The organism is Allomuricauda sp. F6463D (assembly GCF_023015965.1).
GTDB lineage: Bacteria > Bacteroidota > Bacteroidia > Flavobacteriales > Flavobacteriaceae > Flagellimonas.
This window is the reverse complement of sequence record NZ_JALKAN010000001.1, coordinates 247,915-266,587: the sequence shown is the minus strand read 5'-3', so window position 1 is coordinate 266,587 and position 18,673 is coordinate 247,915. Positions and strand designations below refer to the sequence as shown.

Below are 18,673 nucleotides of genomic sequence, written 5' to 3'. Positions count from 1 at the left end.
TTCCATTCTTGTTGCATCCTTTGAAGCAACTATATCTGTATCGATCACATCCTATTTCTCAGTAATTACCAATCCATAGGTATAAGTAGGTAATTCATGGTTTGGGCGCTATAATCAAACTAACTCAATGGTTGAAATTAAAATCGTTGATGTTTTAGTTCTGATCAAAGTTAGGGTTGATGTCCATCTCTCTTTGTGGGATATAGAAATATTCCCTAGTACCGGTCACAACATCCTCACCATCAACAACTAAATCAGTAGCATTGAAACGCTTAAGGTCTGCCCAACGATGGTTTTCAAAAGCGAGCTCAACCCTTCTTTCCTGAAGTAATTTTTCCTCAAAAGTACCAGGTGTGGATGCATCAATATCAGCTAATCCAGCTCTGTTTCTAACCTCGTTTATCAAATCATAGCTTTCCGATGTTTCGCCTAAGGCCTCTGCCAACATAAGCAGAACATCGGCATAGCGGAATACAACAAAATTGATATCAGAGTCATTTTCGATTGCCATTTCATACTGATATTTTCTCACATGATTCTGCTCCACTACTTCACCCTCAAGGTTTACGTAAGTCTCCGCCATGGAAACATCATACCTTAAATCACCAGCTTCATAAGCTTCCTGCATAGATGCCGTAGGGCGGTTTCTACCAAAACCAGAACCTGTTTGCAAATCGGTACTTGGTGAAAAATCGTTGGTAAAGGTACTTCCTTGACCTATTCCTCCACTTATAAACTGAATTTCGAAAATGGATTCTGCATTGTTCTCATTGGGAACGCCCCACAAATCTGCATAATCAGGCAACAAATCGTAACCATAATCTGATATGATTCTTCTAAGTACGGTTTCTGCCGCAGAATTATCACCTAAGGTCAATAGCACCTTGGCCAATAAGGTAGCTGCCGCTCCTTTTGTGGCCTTACCCACTTGACTTCCAGAATATGAAATTGGTAGACCTGCTTCAGCAGTGGTCAGATCTGTGACCAATTGTTCAAGCACGGTAGTCTCATTAACCTGAGTTAGTTCATCTCCAGCTACAAAAGGTGTCAATTGCAAAGGAATATTTCCAAAACCAATGGCTAAATGATAGTATACCAATGATCTAATGAACAATGTTTCCCCAGTAATTCGGTCCTTATCCGTTGCATCCAATTCTATGGATTCAATACGATCCAAAATCACATTGCAATTTGCAATTACACTGTAGGATTCACTCCAAGCGGCTGTTACCTGTTCGTTCAATGCATCTTCGGTAAATGCATTTATTTCGGTATACTGTCTTGCCAATCCAGTGGCATCCGGTCCCTGGTCTGTGTTATCACTCCTCATTTCAAACATGGTCCAATAACCACGGCCGTAAACCCCAGATCCCTGAAGTCCAGCATAACTGGCATTAACGGCAGCTTCGAAATCGTCTGAAGTATTGTAAAAATCAGCCTCATTTCTGTTAGAAATTGGAGAAAGATCAGTAAAGTCTTCACTACACCCGGTAAATAGCGCCGTGCATAGCATCATATATATAATTCGTTTCATATTTTTCCGTTTTTAGGTTAGAACTTTAGGTTTACCCCCAAGGTAAAAGACTTTGCCAATGGAAATGCTCCATAATCTTCACCAGGTGTCAAACTATTCGTAGTAATGCTACTAACCTCAGGATTATAACCAAGATAATCGGTAATAGTAAAGAGGTTTGTTCCAGTAACATAGAACCTAAGTTTTTGGATTTTGCTTCCAAAAAACTTATCCGTCGGCAAGGTGTAACCCAATGTTACATTTCTCAAACGCACGTAAGACCCATCTTCCACTTGAAAAGAGGAAGGTCTGTTATTGTTTCCATGGTTTCCAGATTCCCTGTCCGCTCTCGGAATAGAACCGTTTCCAGGTTCTGATGCCGATACCCAACGATCATTAAAAACAGCGTATGAATTAAAATTAGCTTCACCGTTTTTCATGTGTCTGGATGTAAGGTTAAGAATTTCATTCCCTTCAACACCTTGGATCAAGAAACTGAAATCGATGTTCTTATAAGTCAACCTGTTGTTGATACCCCAGTTAAAATCGGGGAAATAACTACCAGTAACCGTTCTATCGTCAGGAGTTATCTCTCCATCTCCATCTACATCCTTAAATCTAAAATCACCTGGTGCTGGGTCTGGTGCCTGTGTGTCAAAAGGAGCTGCATCAATTTCAGCTTGAGATTGATAAACTCCATCTACCACATAACCATAGTAACTACCAATCGGGTCACCAACTCTTGTTACGTGCCTAATCCCTGCACTACCTGTTGAGTATATCGGCTCATTGCTCTCGTTCAACGAAAGCACTTCGTTTTTGTTGGTAGAGAAGTTGATATCCGTATTCCACGTAAAATCTTCCCCAACAAAATTCTTGGTGCTCAAGCCAATTTCAAAACCTGTGTTTTGCACTTCACCAAGGTTTCTTAGTGTGGTTTCGAATCCAGAAACTGAGGAAATAGCTACGTTAAGCAATAAATCCCGTGTTTTGGTATCGTAATAATCTGCCAAAAGGAAAATTCTGTTATTGAACAATCCTAGCTCAATACCTGCATCAATCTGTTCAGATTTTTCCCAAGTAAGATCTGGATTTGGAATTGTACTTTGTACAAGACCATTGATTTGATTTCCACCAAGATTGTAGTTCTGTGGCGCCAATAAACCTACAGCACCATAATTTGGAATCTCAAAGTTTCCTGTTTGACCCCAACTTACACGTAACTTAAGTTCAGAAATTGTTTCTGAATCAGCCAAAAATTCTTCTTCGTTAAGTCTCCAACCCGCTGAAAAAGAAGGGAAGTATCCCGTTTGGTTGTTTTTCCCAAATCGAGAAGACTTATCTGAACGAAATGTTCCTGTAAACAAATATTTATCTTTATAACTATAGTTTACCCTAAATAAAGAAGATAACAAAGACCATTGTTCTTGTACAGAAGTACCTCCAAATACCTGTCCACCACTAATGGTTGGCACAAGGTCATCCGGATAATTATTGGCCAATACTTGTTTAATGTATACGTTATCTTTTTGGGCTGTATAACCTATAACTGCATCTATATAATGGTCACCAAATTCCTTTGTCCAATTAAGCGTGTTTTCCCAAAGCCAGTTGGTCTCTGTAGAAGAAGAAGCTTGTCCATAAGGATTTCCGTCAGCGGAATTACGGTACAATAATGTACTGGACCTATAGAAATCTTGATTATATAGGTTGATATAAACTCCACCAAAAGTCTTAAAACTCAACTCAGGTGAAATATCGTACGTTAAACCAAGATTTCCCCTGGTTTGGAATTGAAATATTTTATCGTCCACTGCTTCTATTATAGCCAATGGGTTACTGGCCGTAGTGGTACCCCCACCTAAGTAGGATTGGTTGTTCAATTGGTTGATTGTTCCATCGGGATTGTACGGACTTACCGTTGGCGAATGAACAATACCAGAGTAAACGATTCCTGGAGGTGTTCCAAAATATGGTGAATTTGCTGGAACCCTCTGGTTCTCAGTTACCGTGGGAGCCAATCTTAAATCCAAATTCAACTTCTCTGTCAATTGGGTATTTAAGTTCAACAAGACAGAATACCGCTCAAACTTTGCTTTGTCTATAATACCTGTTTGTGAAAAATAACCTGTTGATGCATAAAAACTGGTTTTGTTTCTCACTGGTGAGGCATAAGAAAAGTTATAGCTCTGCACTACTCCAGTTTTAAACATAACATCTTGCCAATCTGTATCGGTACCATCCCAATTTACGAACGATTCCGGCAATTCATAATTGACATTACCTCTGTCTCCAGGGCCCATTGGGTCATTAACGCTAGCACCTGGAACAGCCTGAAGGTATGCATTGTTCCTCGCATCGGTCGTAAAATCAATCAATTCACGAGAATTCATCAAATCCAACTTATTTGCAACAGATTGCATGCTTACATAGGAATCAAAAGAAAAGACACCTTCATCACTATTAGATCCTTTTTTGGTAGTAATCAACAGTACGCCGTTTCCTCCTCTAGATCCATAGATTGCTGCGGCACTGGCATCCTTCAATACTTGAATAGATTCAATGTCATTAGGGTTCAATGTCGCTAATGGGTTGATTGTCGGTGGTTGAAAAGATGCCCTCTGACTTGCTACCCCACCCAACGTATTGGATGAAGTTAAGTTACGGGAAATTGGGATTCCATCCACTACAAACAATGGGTCGTTACCCGCAGATATAGACCCCGAACCTCTTACTCGAATATTTGGAGCAGCTCCTGGTTCACCAGAAACTTCTTGCACCTGCACACCGGTAACTCGTCCGATAAGTGCGCTTTCGGGTGTTAAAGCTGGTACTTCGGTAATGGTTTCCGGAGTAATGGAAACGACCGAGCCAGTAACCTTTTTCTTTGCAAGGCTACCGTATCCTACCACAATTACCTCTTCCAAAGCAGCTGCATCTTGTTCCATGTTAACGGTTATAGATGATTGCCCGGCCACATTGACCTCTTTGGCCTTGTAACCAATATAGGTTACTTGGATAACCGTTACGCCTGCAGGCATGGTTATCACAAAATTTCCATCAAAATCGGTGGTAGCACCTGTACTGGTCCCTTTGGCAATTATCGTTGCTCCAGCAAGTGGTATTCCTGCTTCATCCAAAACAACCCCGGTTAAATTGGATTGTGGGTTCTCTGCATTGATTTTCTTTGTTGGAACCAAGTTAGGAAGGGTTTCACCCTTCTTTTTAATTACAATTTGTCTTGAAATAATCTCAAATGATAGATCTGTACCTCTAAAAACTTCCGTTAGGAAATCTTCAATACACAGGTCTCCTTTTTTTACAGTAACTCTTTGGTCAATATTGACCTCGGTTGCCTCATAAAAAAATTTGTATCCTGTTGATTCTGTGATAGTTGCAAATAAATCACCTAATCTGGTGTTTTCAAAGCTCCTTGCAACTTTGTCATATTGTGCGCAAGATGCAGCATTCACCTGACCAAGCATAAAGAGCAAGAAAAATCCATAAAGTAATCGATGGCCTAGCTTTGGTACTACGCCACATCTAGTTTCAGTTTTTTTCATAATTGAATTCGTCTAGTTAGTAATTGTTTTTTGGTATTCATGGTTTTTTATATCATAGGCATTATTTTTTATTAGGTTTTTTAATTGTTATCGTATTTCCGTCTATATCGTAACTAAAATGTGTGTGAGCCTGAATAGTGTTGAGGACATGGCCCATGGATTCTTCATCGAACATTCCAGTAAACCTTCTATCAGCCAATGCCTCATATTTGTTATTTATCTTTATATCATAATGGCGTTGTAATCTTTTTATAATTTGGCCCATAGATTCATTTTCAAAAGCCAAAATACCCTTGGTCCATGATATGTATGGAGATATATTCACATCCTCCACAATAAAATCATTTTTATCTCCCAATAATTTTGAAGCTTTTTGTGAAGGCTTCAACATTTTTAAGCTTTCCGAATTTACCATACCTGGATTGCCAACCCCTACAGAACCTTCTACCAATACCACTTCACTTGTACCATCTTCCTTATAGGCAGAAACATTAAAAACAGTTCCAAAAACTTGAGTGTACATTGATTCCGTTTTAACTATAAAAGGTTGCTTTGGATTTTTGGCCACTTCAAAAAATGCTTCTCCTTCCAGTTGCACCTCCCTAATATCCATTCCAGCAAAACTCGAGGGGTAAGTAAGACTCGACCCAGAGTTTAGCATTACAACAGACCCATCATGCAGGGTTATGGATAAATTTTTACCGTAGGGCACACGTATTGTATTACTCCTTATATTTTCTTTTTCTACTTGTGTGTCTTTCTGGGTTAAAACTCCTTTAACAAGAGAAACAACCGTACTCCCATTCTGACTTTGGACTGTAGCATCTGATTCCGGGTCCAGTATTAAAGTCTCACCATTGTCCAATTGTAGTGTAATTTGATTTGTGTATTTCTCCGAATCAATAGCTATTTCCTTATCCTGACTCAATAAAAAGAAGAGAGATGATCCGAGAATAATCATGATTACAGCGGCATATTTCCAAATTTGGTCGCCAGCGTACAACAATTTTACTTTTGGAGTTTCCTTTACCTTAATAGTATGCAAAAAATTTTCAAAGGCCTCTTCGGTCTCCCAAGATTTATTTTCGTAGTTGACCAAAAAATCAGCTTGGACCAATTTTTTGAAGACTTCTCTATTATGATCCTTTCTAACCCATTCGTATAAAATAGCCAATTCTTCCTGTGATGCTTCTTGGTTTATATACCGGGAAATTATTCTTCTGATATCAATTTTGGTCATTTGAAAAATGTTGTAACTTTAAAAAAGACGCAGTATTTTTCAAAAACCCTTACTTGACTCGATTTTTTTAACATTTAAAATGTGGAAAATGCTTTTTTCACTTCAAAATACTGAAGCTATTTACTATGGAAATTTGTGTGAAGAAGTTAAAAGAAAATGGTCAATTGCGCTCTAAGACGTTTCATGGCCTTAGCCATATGTACCTCTACGGTTTTTATTGAAATGTGAAGTTGTTCAGAAATTTCCCGGTATTTAAGCCCCTCCTTTTTACTCATTAAAAAGACTTTTTTACACTGCTCGGGAAGATTCTCTATTTCTTCTTCGACTTTTTTCAACCTTTCTTCGAAGAAAGAGGGATCCATTTCGATCATTTCTGAATACGCCTGTTGTTTTAGGCTTTCCAATAGTTGAGTTTCCTTTTTCTTTTTTCTCTGGGAATCGATGAATAGATTATAGGCGATTCTGAAGATGTATCTTTTTAATTTATTATCACCAATATTTAATTTACTTCGCTTATCCCAAATTTTTATAAAAGTTTGCTGGGCAATATCTTCTGCAGCTTTGGTATTTCCACAGATTGCAGCCATGTAATTGCATAGCTCTTTATGGTACAACTTAAATATGTGTTTATAGGCTTCTTTGCAACCGTCCTTTAACCGGCCAATAAGGTAAGCTTCATCTTTAAAGTTATTTTGGTCCATTTCTCTACCTTTCTTTTAAGTATATGGTATACCGCCAACCACATACTTTTTCATTTTTCAACCAAGTGGGTCGTTCTAAAACTCTATAAAAGAACCACCCTGTCCATATAAAAAAGTGCCATATGAAAAACCCCAAAAATAGAGTGATTTTTCAAAAGGAAAGTTATTTAGATTCCTCGATCTAATAAAAAACCAATAAAATTACTACCAAAAAACGTTATCAAATTATAAAAATTTCTTTAACCAATCTGTTTTTATATGTTTTTTTTAATTTTTTCAAAAATAAAGAATAACAAACAGGTTTAACTTAAATGTATTTTAAGGCAGTTATCATTTATATTGAAACATTTTTTAAATTCTCTTTGCTGACAAATTGTAGAGATTAAAGTCACTCCTTTTCTTTCTTTAAAACAGAGAGCGGAGAGTTTCTGACTATCCCCAAACTATTACCAACACCAAGGGCAAACACCAAAAATGTGATAGCCGGAAGAATAATGACAAAAGGAACCCAAGACAGCGTAAAAGTCGTATCAAACAACATAAAAGCGAGTAATGTACTACCAAGGACCGCAAGCAACACTCCCATAAAAGCACCTAAAAACCCGAGAACGGCGTATTCAATAGCAATCATTTTTAATATTTGTATCCCTTTGGCCCCCAAAGTCCTGAGCAACGCCCCTTGTTTTACCCGTTGATGCTTACTGCTATATATAGCCCCCATTAATACGGCTACACCAACAAATATGCTAAAAAAAGCCATGAAGTTTATAACCCAACCTATCTTACCCAGTATATCTTCCAGAAGACTTAAAATGCGTTTTAGGTCCAATATTGAAATATTCGGAAATTCTCTAACCAATTGTTGTTGCAGCTTTGCAGAACCTGAATCGTCTTTTGTCCGTGTTGTCATCACCCCAAATTGAGGAGCGTTTTCTAGTATTCCCGTTGGAAAAACCACAGAAAAATTAGGTTGCAACCTACTCCAATCCACCTCGCGAATACTTTGGACCCTGGTATCCATTATTCTGCCTTGCACATTAAATGAAACCGGGTCACCAATTGTGACTTTGGCCCTTTCGGCAAAATCGTTGCTAACTGAAATCGGGATTTCGGTATCCGAATTAACTTTGCCTATCCAATTCCCTTCAATTAAGCGTTCCGATTCAATAAGCCTATCCCGGTAAGTCACTCTAAATTCATGATTCAATATCCATCTGCTCACTTGGGAAGTGGTATCTTTTCTGATAGCCTCAACCTGCTCACCATTCAAGTTTTCCACCCGCATGGTTACAATTGGTATTTTGTCAATAATCGATAATCCTGAATTTTCAATTGTAGTGGAAACCGCTTCGACCTGTTGGCTTTGGATATCCATAAGAATCATGTTGGCACTATTGGCACTATCCTCAATAGCCGCTTTTTCCAATAGCATGTCTTTGGTAAAATATAATGTGCTTATCAAAAAGGTTCCTATACCAATAGAGAGAACCAATACCAAGGTCTGGTTTTGCGGTCTAAACAAATTTTTGAGACTCTGGCGAGCAATAAAACCCCACGAATTAGGAAAATATTTTTTAAGCATCGCAATAAAAAATTGGGCGACCGCGGTAAGAATTAAAAAAACAGCCAACAATCCACCAACAAAAGATAAGGAACGTACCAAGTCCCCCAAAAGCCAATATGAAAAACAAAAGATAAAAAGTATGATCCCCAAGCCAACCGCTGTGGTTGCCATTTTGGATCTAGATTTAGTTTCATCTACTACGCGCAAAGCTTGTAGAGGAGAAACATATAATGTTTTCATTAACGGGTAAAGGGCAAATAATGTGGACATGGCCAGTCCTAAGGATAGACCTAATAAAACACTTTGAAATGATAGTCCAATAGCAACATCCACAGGTAATAAATCTCCTAATAGAATAGGAAATAGTTGTTGTAAAAAATAACTCAACCCAGTACCCAATAATCCTCCTACAATACCCATACAGGCAATTTGTACAAAGAAAATTAGATAGCTCTGGCGTTTTGAAGCACCCAAACACTTGAGTACCGCTATGGACCTTAACTTCATTTGAACATAAATCCTCATTCCACTGGCAATACCTACGCAACCCAAGAGCAAGGCAATAAATCCAACTAAATTGAGGAATTTACCAAAGTTTTCGTACCGTCTTCCCATCCGGCGCGCCTCGGACAAATGGGTGTCCAAGTCTGCATCCTCTGCATCAAGGATAGGTTCTACTTTTTCGCTCAAAACTGCCATGTCCTCACTATCATCAGCTTGGAAATAGTATTTATAGTCAATACGGCTTCCTGTTTGAACTAGCCCTGTAGAATCAATATATTGATATGGCACAAGTACTGGAGGCGCAATGGCTCCAAATACCGAAGTGCTGCCTGGAACAGTTTTCAACGCTCCGGCTATAGGCAGTGTTATGGCTCCAAGTTTTATGCTATCACCTACATTAAGGTTAAATTGAATCATTGTTGTGGCATCTACCAAGGCAAGACCTTTCTTATATCCCTCTACGGCAGAAGAAGGCTCGGTTTCGATTTCACCGTAAAAAGGAAAACCGCCATCCACCCCTCGAACTTCAACAAATTTTGTTTGTCCATTGCCCGGAAATGCCGCCATGGACAAAAAGTTGATTTCACGAGCATCCGCACCTCCCAACGAATCAATAATACCTTTTACCTTGCTATTGATGGGCTTATCGCTTTCAATAACATAGTCGGCACCTAAAAGTGCTTTGGATTGCGATGCTATATTTTCTTTTAATAACCCACTAAATGAATGCACACTAACAACCGCTGCCACGCCTAAGGTGATGGAAAACACAAATAATAAAAGTTTACCATAACTAGCCTTACCATCTCGCCATGCCATCTTAAGCAACCATGAAAATCCTGCTCCGTTTTCTTTTCCCATAATCAACCTACTGTTTCCTCAATCTTACCAGACCTCAATCTTATGCTTTTATCAGTTTTTTGGGCCAACTCCAGATCATGAGTCACAATAACAAGTGCGGTGCCTTGTTCGTTGTTTATTTCAAAAAGTAATTCCTCAATTTTGGTACCAGTGTCGTCGTCCAAATTTCCAGTAGGCTCATCGGCAAAGAGTATCGAGGGCTTATTGGCAAATGCACGAGCCAATGCAACCCGTTGCTGTTCTCCTCCAGACAACTGGGACGGATAATGTCCTACGCGATTCTGAAGACCGACCTTTGCCAACAACTCCATGCCCTGTGCGGATGCATTTTTAATTCCGCGGAGCTCCAAGGGCACAATAACATTTTCCAAAGCAGTCAATGTGGGCAACAATTGAAAATCTTGAAAAACAAAACCTACATTTTGATTTCTCAACTGTGCTCTACCATCTTCATCCAAATCAAATAAATTTTGGCCACAGAGCCAAATCTCGCCCTCATTGGTAGTATCAAGTCCGGCACAAAGTCCCAACAAGGTAGTTTTACCACTGCCCGATGGGCCTACAATAGCAAAACTCTCTCCTTTATCCACTTCAAAAGAAACATTATTGAGCACTTTAAGGTCGTGGTCCCCGCTGCGATAAGTTTTAGAGAGCTGTTGAACTTTTAATATCTTTGACATAGATTACTTTTGGTTAAAAAATCTTCAAAATACTAAAATGGACATGTCCACGAAAACCCCAAGCCTTTCTAAGCCGTTAATGTTTTGTTATTTTTTAATGACCCTTCTCGTGGGCTGCGGAGAAAAGACAAATAAGAAAGAAAATCCTGAAGCTTCTTCCGAAGAACAATCGGAAGTTGTGAAACCAAATGAATCGAATAAAAAAATACTTTTTTTTGGCGATAGTCTAACCGCGGGGTATGGCCTTGAGGTAAACCAGGCTTTCCCATCAATAATCCAACAAAAAATAGATTCCTTGGGATTGGATTATACCGTAATCAATGCAGGGTTGAGCGGAGAAACTACCGCGAGTGGAAAAAACAGGTTAGAGTGGGTACTGGAAGATGGAATCGATATTGTGATTATTGAGCTAGGTGCCAATGATGGGTTAAGGGGCGTACCTTTAACGGAAACAGCAGCCAACTTGCAAAGTATGGTAGATACTGTTCAGGGTAAATTACCTGAGGCAAAAATTATCCTTGCAGGTATGAAGATCCCCCCGAACATGGGGTCTGAATATACAACTACATTTGAAAATATATTTCCAGATTTAGCAGCTGCGGAGAATATTTATTTGATTCCATTTTTATTGGAGAATGTAGCAGGAATTCCGGATCTTAATCAAAGTGATGGTATCCACCCAACGATAAAGGGTCAAGAATTAGTCGCTGATAATGTATGGGAGGTTCTAAGGCCAATTCTTTAAAATCACTTTGGGAACATCATGATATAACCATTATCTATTTTTAAGAAAACAACAGCCCTTGTCCATAAAACTAGTTGTTACAAAGCTGTTAGGACGTAAATTGGAGATGCTACCTTTACTCGGACTCAAAATTTAAGACTTTTTGCTTAGAAACAAATATCTAAGAAAAATGAAAAAACGTGTTTACAGTAAAGAATTTAAAGAACAAGCGGTACGTTTAAGTCATCAGCAATAAAATATAAAAGAATTGGCAGATGAACTTGGCATTAACGTTCAACTATTGTATAAATGGCGTAAATGGTCCAACCCCAATCCAATGGCGGTCGAAAAAGTAAAAGTACTGGAAGAATCAATTGAGGTCAAAAAACTAGGTAAGGCCCTTAAAGAAAAAGAATTGGAGCTTGAGATCTTAAAAAAGGCCGTTCACATCTTTTAGTTCATTATCGTTTATCTTATATCAAGGTATTCATGAATGCTCTGCATTTCCAAGAGCGATGGGAATTCTACCAGTTTATAGCAGGGTACCGACATTTATATTCCATCGAAAGGATGTGTAGGGTTTTAAAGGTGAGCCGTAGTAGTTATTGCTGGTGGTTCAGTCATAGGCCGTCCAAACGAGCTGTGGAGTATAGTTTGTTTACAGATTTGATCAAGAAAGAATTTGATGCAAGTTATGCTACTTATGGATCTACCCATATTACAGAGCAGTTAAAACGCAAACATTATAAAATTCTAAGGCGCAGGGTCTAAATCAAGAATCTTTGAGCGGATTGAAGTGTGTTACAATAAAAAAAGGATGCATTTTTCATTTGGGTACAAAACTCCTTATGAAGTCGAAAAGGAATTTAATCACAAAATAAATCATGCGGCATAGGTCTTAAAAATATTGTCCGACTTTTCGTGGCAAGTCCATTATTGAAAGATCTTTTAGGACATAGGTGTTAAACCAATTGAATTGGTCCAAAAAAAAAATCTCATTTGGTGGAAATTCACCAAATGAGATCTATCTATTTGTTGTTCAAGTTAAATCGCAGCGCTTTTCTGCTGTTGCTTTATTTTTTTCACCCACACAAAGAGGATAATAAATAATATAATTAATATGGCAGGAAATATGGTTAAATTTTGTAGGGTGGCCTGACCCGCAACCAATTCTAATTCATCTCCAGTCAATCCTGTAGCTTCTGCCGTTGCCCTATTTGAATCGATCCAAGCTCCTATTATAGGTTGAAAAAATGATCCAGCTACCATTCCAACTGCACCGATTACCGACAAACCTATGGCTCCACTGTTCGGAATCTTTTCTGCTATAAATCCAAGCATGTTTGGCCAAAAATAAGCAATCCCCAAAGCATAAACGATGGCTGCTACATAGGCCATACTTCCAGTTTGAGTACTGAATAAATATATTCCTAGAAGTGTTAAAACACTAGCAGCAAGAAAAACACCAGTTTGATCCAGTTTTTTAACAACGGTGCCACCAAAATACCTTACAACTGCCATTAAACCGGTTATAAGGGCTAAAATCAACATCGGTTCCGCACCACTTCTTGAAAGTATTAGTCCAACCCATTGTTGAGGTCCAAATTCTGAAACCGCAGTCAATGACATACATACCAACATAAAGATGAACAATGGTGTTCCCATTGCTTTAAAGTTACTGGACAATGATGCCTCTTCCTGTGTTCTTGCTTTAGGCCAAACTTTTCCATAAAACAAATATGCATAGATTAGTGTGGGCACCATCAAAATCCACATCTGAGATTGCCATCCAAAACCACCATCGGTCATGAATTTAGAAATCAAGGCTCCAATAACAATTCCGCCGGGGAACCACATATGAAAACGGTTCATCATCTTAATAATCGCATTCCCTTCATATGAATCTGCAATCATAGGGTTACAGGCAGCTTCCGTGCACCCATTTCCGAATCCAATCAACAAGGTCGAAATCATTAATCCAGCGTAACTTCCGGAATATATTGTCATAATAATTCCAATCGTGTGCGCAAAAAAAGCAAACTGCATAATTAATTTGCCACCGATTTTATTATAGATCAACCCACCAATTATCATGGAAATGGGAAAGCCCAAAAACCACATGGAATTTATATACCCCAATTCTTCACCGGTAAGACTCAATTCCTCTCCCAATTGAGGTAGAATGCCTGCTCTTATACTAAATGAGAAAGCATTGGTGATTACTGCAAAACAACTCGCATAAAATAATAGTAATCTTGTTTTTTTTACTTCAATACTTGGTTCTTCCATGTGTTTTTGTTTATGTATGGTTAATTATGTGTCATTTTGTTCTAATGAATCCATAGCCTTTAAAAATAACTATATTTATTTTTGCGACTCCCTTTTAATTGAATCATTATTCATTATGTCAGTTAATTTGGATTCTTTTTTATAAAATCATTTTTACCGTAATATATTTTACTGGTTTCCATCTTTTATTAAAGATTGAACATATAATTGATTTTGAGCAATATGGCCCTGTTCCTGTTTAACTCAAGAAATGGCGATATGGAATAGTTGTCCGTGTACACCAGGAAAATATCGGACATTGTCCTGTACCTCCACTGCAATCGACTGTTCACGTTAAAATTGTCGGCCTGGGTGTTGTACTGTAAAATTGTGGTCCAAAAAACCTTTGTGTTGAAGCTTACATCCGACTTTGCCGTAATCAGTGTGATGTCCGCTTCCCCATATGGCTCTGGTAGCTTTAGGTAATTCTGCTCCCATGCCAACGAAAACTGGCCCCAAGGCTGCTTTCGGTACCGAAGTTCCAACATGAACTTGTTGAGTGAACCATTGAAGTAGCTCCCTAGCTCATTTTCCGATTTTACCGAAAACGCCTTCCTATTGTCCGATTCATAATTCATTTCTATCCTGGAATAATCATAGGTGCCCACCGGCAACGGCTCACCGTCCGTAAATTCAGCGGCAAAAGATAGGTGGGTCTGTTGGTTCTTGGGCCTGAACTCCAGTCTACTCGTGTTCTGGAACCTGATTTCGTACTCCCCCCTGGTCTCCCTATCACCAAGTACCCCTTCTTGGTAGAAATGTAAATCGTTCCTAAGGTTGATCCTGTGCGAAACAATGGGGCTATCGCCTTCTGGCCTTATGATGTGACCTACCCTAGTGTGAAGGTGTTCCCAGCCCAGGTGCACGTCACGGTCATTCTCCGCATCATAGTGGTCAAGGTTCGGCACAAAGCCTATATCCGTATAGTAATCATCCGAGATTTTCCAATAGTTGACCCTTAATTCCCATTGTCTTCCTGCGTGCTCCAGACCCAGGTTGCCAAAAGCCCCAATACCTGTGCCGTATTTTTCCGAGATATGCATCGCGGCCCGGGCACTCCATGTCCCTACAGGGTTCATTAAATTGAACTCCATGCCCGCATTCCTGCCATAATCATTTTTTATCGAGCCGTCCGCTTTGGAATAGGCCTGTCTATTTGTGGCGTACCCCCTAATTCCAGATCGCGCAAAGACCCTATGGTTGAATACAGCTATGGAATAGTTTTGTCCCAGTTCCTCCCCTTCCGCCTTGGTCTGCATGTGCAATAGACCTATTCTGAAGTTTGGATTCAAATTCCCGCCTAACCTGGCCCCAAAGTTGATCGGGACAGGCATATTGTCTTCATCCAGACCGATACGCCTGGTAAAGATCGGCCTTGTGGGGTTGTAACCAAACTCGGCGAACAGATCGTTGTTCTCTAAAAAGAACGCCCTACGTTCAGGGAAATTCAAATCAAAACGGGTAAGGTTTGTCTGTTGTTCATCGACCCCCACCTGCGAAAAATCGGGGTTCAAAGTCAGATCCAGGTTCAATGAGGAGGTAATTGCGATTTTAGCGTCCCCACCTGCCTGAAAATTAGTTTCATTGACCACCTCTGGCTGTTCCTTGTCCGTGAAGGTGTTCACGGCCGTATAGGGGGTTACCGAAATGTTCGTCCCCGTCTTGGCCGGGCTCTGGTCCCACACAAGGTTTCCGGTGTAGCCCAGGTCATAGAGCTCAAAATTGACCGGCAATGGGGTCCAGCTATGGTACTGGTTCCTCGCAATGTCATTGCGGAAAAAATTGATACCCCATTCCCTTACATCACTCTCAAAGCGCAACGTTTTAAAGGGAATGGCCATTTCAACTACATAATGGTCATCGTATCTGCTGACCTCGGAATACCATCGGTTGTCCCAACTGAAGTTCATGTCGTTCCTTCTCTTGGCTTCCGCTCCCAATAGCTCCTCTGCCTGCACGTTAAAAGGGCTCACGCCGAACAAAAACCCATTGGATTGACTGTTGACAGGATCAATGACCACTCCAATGGCATCCCCCCTAAAGAAATCGGTGTCGCGCTTAAGGGTTTGGACCACATATTGCTCCACATCGTGGCAAATGATCCCGATATATAAGTTCTTGTCATCGTAGGTCATCCGTACAACGGTCCTTGCATCCGCCCTGGTATTGTCCGTTGGGAACTGCATCCAAAAATCCGATATACTCTCTGCTTCTCCCCACGAGGCTTCTTCCATAACCCCGTCAATCTCAATCGGGCCTGTTGCCCTTGCTATCTGCAAGCGGTAGTTTTCCAGCTCCTCGGATTTATTCTGCCCATAGAGCCCATCATCCATGAACAACGCCAGTAACAAGAGATATACATGGTTACTGGTCCTACCGAACAGATCGTTCCATAGGGACAGTTGCAGGTTCCATCCCGGGATCGGGACCGATTTTTCAAAAAATAACCTGATATGCTCCATGCTTTCTTTCATAACCTATCCTCTATTTCTTTTACGACCTTCAAGGTCTTCAACATCGAATCCGGGGTGACCGAGATCGTATCTATCCCTTCCTCGATCAGGAACTTTGAAAAATCCGGGAAGTCCGAGGGACCCTGGCCACAAATCCCAACTTTGGTGCTGTGCTTCTTGGCCGTCGCGATCAACATCTTGATCATCTCCTTGACCGCTGGGTTGCGCTCATCGTACAAATGTGCCACCAGACTGGAATCACGGTCCAGTCCCAGGACCAACTGGGTCAAGTCATTGGACCCAATGGAAAATCCATCGACCATAGGGGCAAACCGATCTGCCAAGATCACATTGGACGGCAATTCCGCCATGATGTAGACCTCCAGTCCCCGTTCTCCGCGCTTGAGTCCGTTCTCCTCCATGATCTCCAAGACCTTGGCCAACTCTTCAGGTGTCCTGCAAAAAGGAACCATGACGGTTATGTTCTCCAGCCCGAACTGGTCCCTGACCATTTTAAGGGCCTTGCACTCCAATACAAAGGCCTCTTTGAATGTTTCGGAATAATACCTTGAGGCCCCGCGCCACCCGATCATAGGGTTCTCTTCGTTCGGCTCAAAATAACTGCCCCCCAAGAGGTTGTAATATTCATTGGTCTTAAAATCTGACAACCTGGTTATGACCCTGTTGGGGTAAAAAGCGGCACCTATCTTGGCTATTCCCTGTGCAAGTTTGTTTATAAAAAAGGCTTCTTCGGATTCGTAGCCCTTCATAAGTTCCGCAATCGACGCGGAGAGCGGGGCATCGTTGAGCTCTTTGTGCTGCAACAGCGCCAATGGGTGCACCTTTATGTAATTGTTGATGATGAACTCCTCCCGTGCTAGGCCGACACCTCCATTGGGTATCTTCCTGTATTGAAAGGCCAGCTCCGGCGACCCGATGTTCATCAGGACAGGGGTCTTGGTGCTGGGAAACTCGGAATAGGCCGTTTCGTGGAGTTTATAGTTGATCTTTCCCTGGTACACTTTTCCAACGTTCCCTTCCGCGCAAGATACGGTGATGTGCTGGCCGTTCTTCAGCAAGCTCGTTGCATTGGATGCGCCCACGATGGCCGGCACACCGATCTCACGGGCCACGATCGCGGCATGACAGGTCCTACCTCCTTTCTCCGTGATGATGGCCGAGGCCTTTTTCATCAATGGTTCCCAGTCGGGGTCGGTCATTTCGGTGACCAGTACATTGCCTTCCTTGAAATCCGTTTCGTCCGAACTACCGTCTCTTCCGTCCAAGGTAAAGATCCGGTGTACTTTTCCCGTACCGATCTTGTCCCCTACGGCGACACCTTCCATAATGAGCCTGTCCCGTAGACCGGCCTCGTCCTCGATCTCATATTCCTTGATACTGTCTGTCTGTTCCTGGGAGTGGATCGTCTCCGGCCGTGCCTGAACTATAAAAAGCTCGTTGGTGAGCCCGTCAACGGCCCACTCGATGTCCATGGGGCACCATGACCCCCGGCGGGAACTATAGTGTGCCTCGATCTTTTGGACCCATTGGGCCAATTGCATCACCTGGGCATCCGGTAAGCAAAAAGTATTCTGGATGCTCTGCTCCACAGGTACCTGGCGAACGGTCTCGAATGGCTTGTTGCCATAGATCATCTTATGGGTCTTCTTGCCCAGTTTCTTGTCGATAATGGCATCGAAACCTTTTTCCATCGTCGGCTTGAACACAATGAACTCGTCAGGGGATATCTCGCCACCTACCACAAGTTCGCCCAGCCCATACGCCCCGTTGATCAATATTACATCCTTGAAGCCGCTCTCCGTGTCCAATGAAAAGGCTACCCCCGATGCTCCAAGATCGGAACGTACCATCTTCTGGACACAGACCGACAGTTTGATCACAAAATGGTCAAAGCCACGGGAAGATCGATAAGATATGGCACGGTCCGTATACAGGGAGGCAAAACAGCTCCTAATTGCGGTCAACAGCATTTCCCCGCCACGGATGTTCAGATATGTTGATTGTTGCCCGGCAAAGGAAGCATCGGGCAGGTCTTCGGCAGTGGCAGAGGATCGCACGGCTATATCCGTGGCCTCTTGCCCATAGTCGGCAGATAGTGTATAGTAGGATTCCAAGATCGATTTTTCAACGGAAACGGGGAACTTACCGTTGGATATCAATTTCCGGATATTGGACCCCGCTTTCCTGAGCTGGATGATATCCGTGGTGTCCAACCCTTCCAGGGCCTTGTTTATCTTTTCCCTTAAATTGTTCTCGGCAATAAAAGCATCATAGGCATCCACCGTTACTGCGAAACCGTCCGGAACCTTGATGTTCTGGACTGTCAGGTTCTGGATCATTTCTCCAAGGGAGGCGTTCTTGCCCCCGACCCGTGGAAGGTCGCCCATCCCGATCTCACTCAATCTTTGGATATACTTTTTATTGTTTTTCATGGCAAGCAATACTTGTTTAATAGTTTACGAAATCGTTATAGTTGTTTGTTCGGTATTTTCTTATGGTGGCCATGTTCATTTTTGGACGG

Annotated in this window: 12 protein-coding genes; 3 read left to right on the top strand and 9 right to left on the bottom strand. The window is 41.3% G+C overall.

Annotated features, from left to right (window positions below; translation table 11 throughout):
• Positions 1-154: 154 nt before the first annotated feature.
• The 6 genes from MWU56_RS01085 to MWU56_RS01060 form a co-directional block, all read right to left on the bottom strand.
• A complete protein-coding gene (locus MWU56_RS01085; RefSeq protein WP_247041356.1) occupies positions 155-1,534 on the bottom strand; it encodes a RagB/SusD family nutrient uptake outer membrane protein in 1,380 nt (459 codons plus the stop codon).
• Positions 1,535-1,551: 17 nt separating this feature from the next.
• Entirely contained in the window at positions 1,552-5,076 is a 3,525-nt protein-coding gene (locus MWU56_RS01080) for a TonB-dependent receptor (protein WP_247041355.1), read from the bottom strand.
• Positions 5,077-5,137: 61 nt separating this feature from the next.
• Positions 5,138-6,316, bottom strand: a complete 1,179-nt coding sequence (locus tag MWU56_RS01075; protein WP_247041354.1) for a FecR family protein — start codon at positions 6,314-6,316, stop codon at positions 5,138-5,140.
• Between the two features lie 146 nt (positions 6,317-6,462).
• A complete protein-coding gene (locus MWU56_RS01070; protein WP_247041353.1) occupies positions 6,463-7,017 on the bottom strand; it encodes an RNA polymerase sigma factor in 555 nt (184 codons plus the stop codon).
• Positions 7,018-7,405: 388 nt separating this feature from the next.
• Positions 7,406-9,946: an ABC transporter permease gene (locus MWU56_RS01065; RefSeq protein WP_247041352.1), complete on the bottom strand. Its 2,541-nt coding sequence runs from the start codon at positions 9,944-9,946 to the stop codon at positions 7,406-7,408.
• Positions 9,947-9,948: 2 nt separating this feature from the next.
• A complete protein-coding gene (locus tag MWU56_RS01060; RefSeq protein WP_247041350.1) occupies positions 9,949-10,626 on the bottom strand; it encodes an ABC transporter ATP-binding protein in 678 nt (225 codons plus the stop codon).
• Between the two features lie 43 nt (positions 10,627-10,669).
• Here MWU56_RS01060 and MWU56_RS01055 point away from each other — a divergent pair, with 43 nt between their 5' ends.
• The 3 genes from MWU56_RS01055 to MWU56_RS01045 all read left to right on the top strand — a co-directional run bounded on the left by MWU56_RS01055 (position 10,670) and on the right by MWU56_RS01045 (position 12,121).
• Positions 10,670-11,371, top strand: a complete 702-nt coding sequence (locus MWU56_RS01055; protein WP_247041348.1) for an arylesterase — start codon at positions 10,670-10,672, stop codon at positions 11,369-11,371.
• 247 nt (positions 11,372-11,618) lie between these two features.
• A complete protein-coding gene (locus MWU56_RS01050) occupies positions 11,619-11,807 on the top strand; it encodes a hypothetical protein (RefSeq protein ID WP_247041346.1) in 189 nt (62 codons plus the stop codon).
• A 32-nt stretch (positions 11,808-11,839) separates the two neighbouring features.
• Positions 11,840-12,121, top strand: coding sequence for a hypothetical protein (locus MWU56_RS01045; protein WP_247041345.1), 282 nt, complete (start codon positions 11,840-11,842; stop codon positions 12,119-12,121).
• A 273-nt stretch (positions 12,122-12,394) separates the two neighbouring features.
• On the opposite strand, the gene MWU56_RS01040 is transcribed toward MWU56_RS01045, so the two are convergent.
• From MWU56_RS01040 to ppsA, 3 genes are all read right to left on the bottom strand, one after another.
• On the bottom strand, positions 12,395-13,639 hold the full coding sequence (locus MWU56_RS01040) for an MFS transporter (RefSeq protein WP_247041344.1): 1,245 nt from the start codon (positions 13,637-13,639) through the stop codon (positions 12,395-12,397).
• Between the two features lie 188 nt (positions 13,640-13,827).
• Positions 13,828-16,152, bottom strand: a complete 2,325-nt coding sequence (locus MWU56_RS01035) for a carbohydrate binding family 9 domain-containing protein (RefSeq protein WP_247041343.1) — start codon at positions 16,150-16,152, stop codon at positions 13,828-13,830.
• Entirely contained in the window at positions 16,149-18,584 is a 2,436-nt protein-coding gene (ppsA, locus tag MWU56_RS01030; RefSeq protein ID WP_247041342.1) for a phosphoenolpyruvate synthase, read from the bottom strand. The genes MWU56_RS01035 and ppsA overlap by 4 nt, the downstream gene beginning before the upstream one ends.
• Between the last annotated feature and the right edge of the window lie 89 nt (positions 18,585-18,673).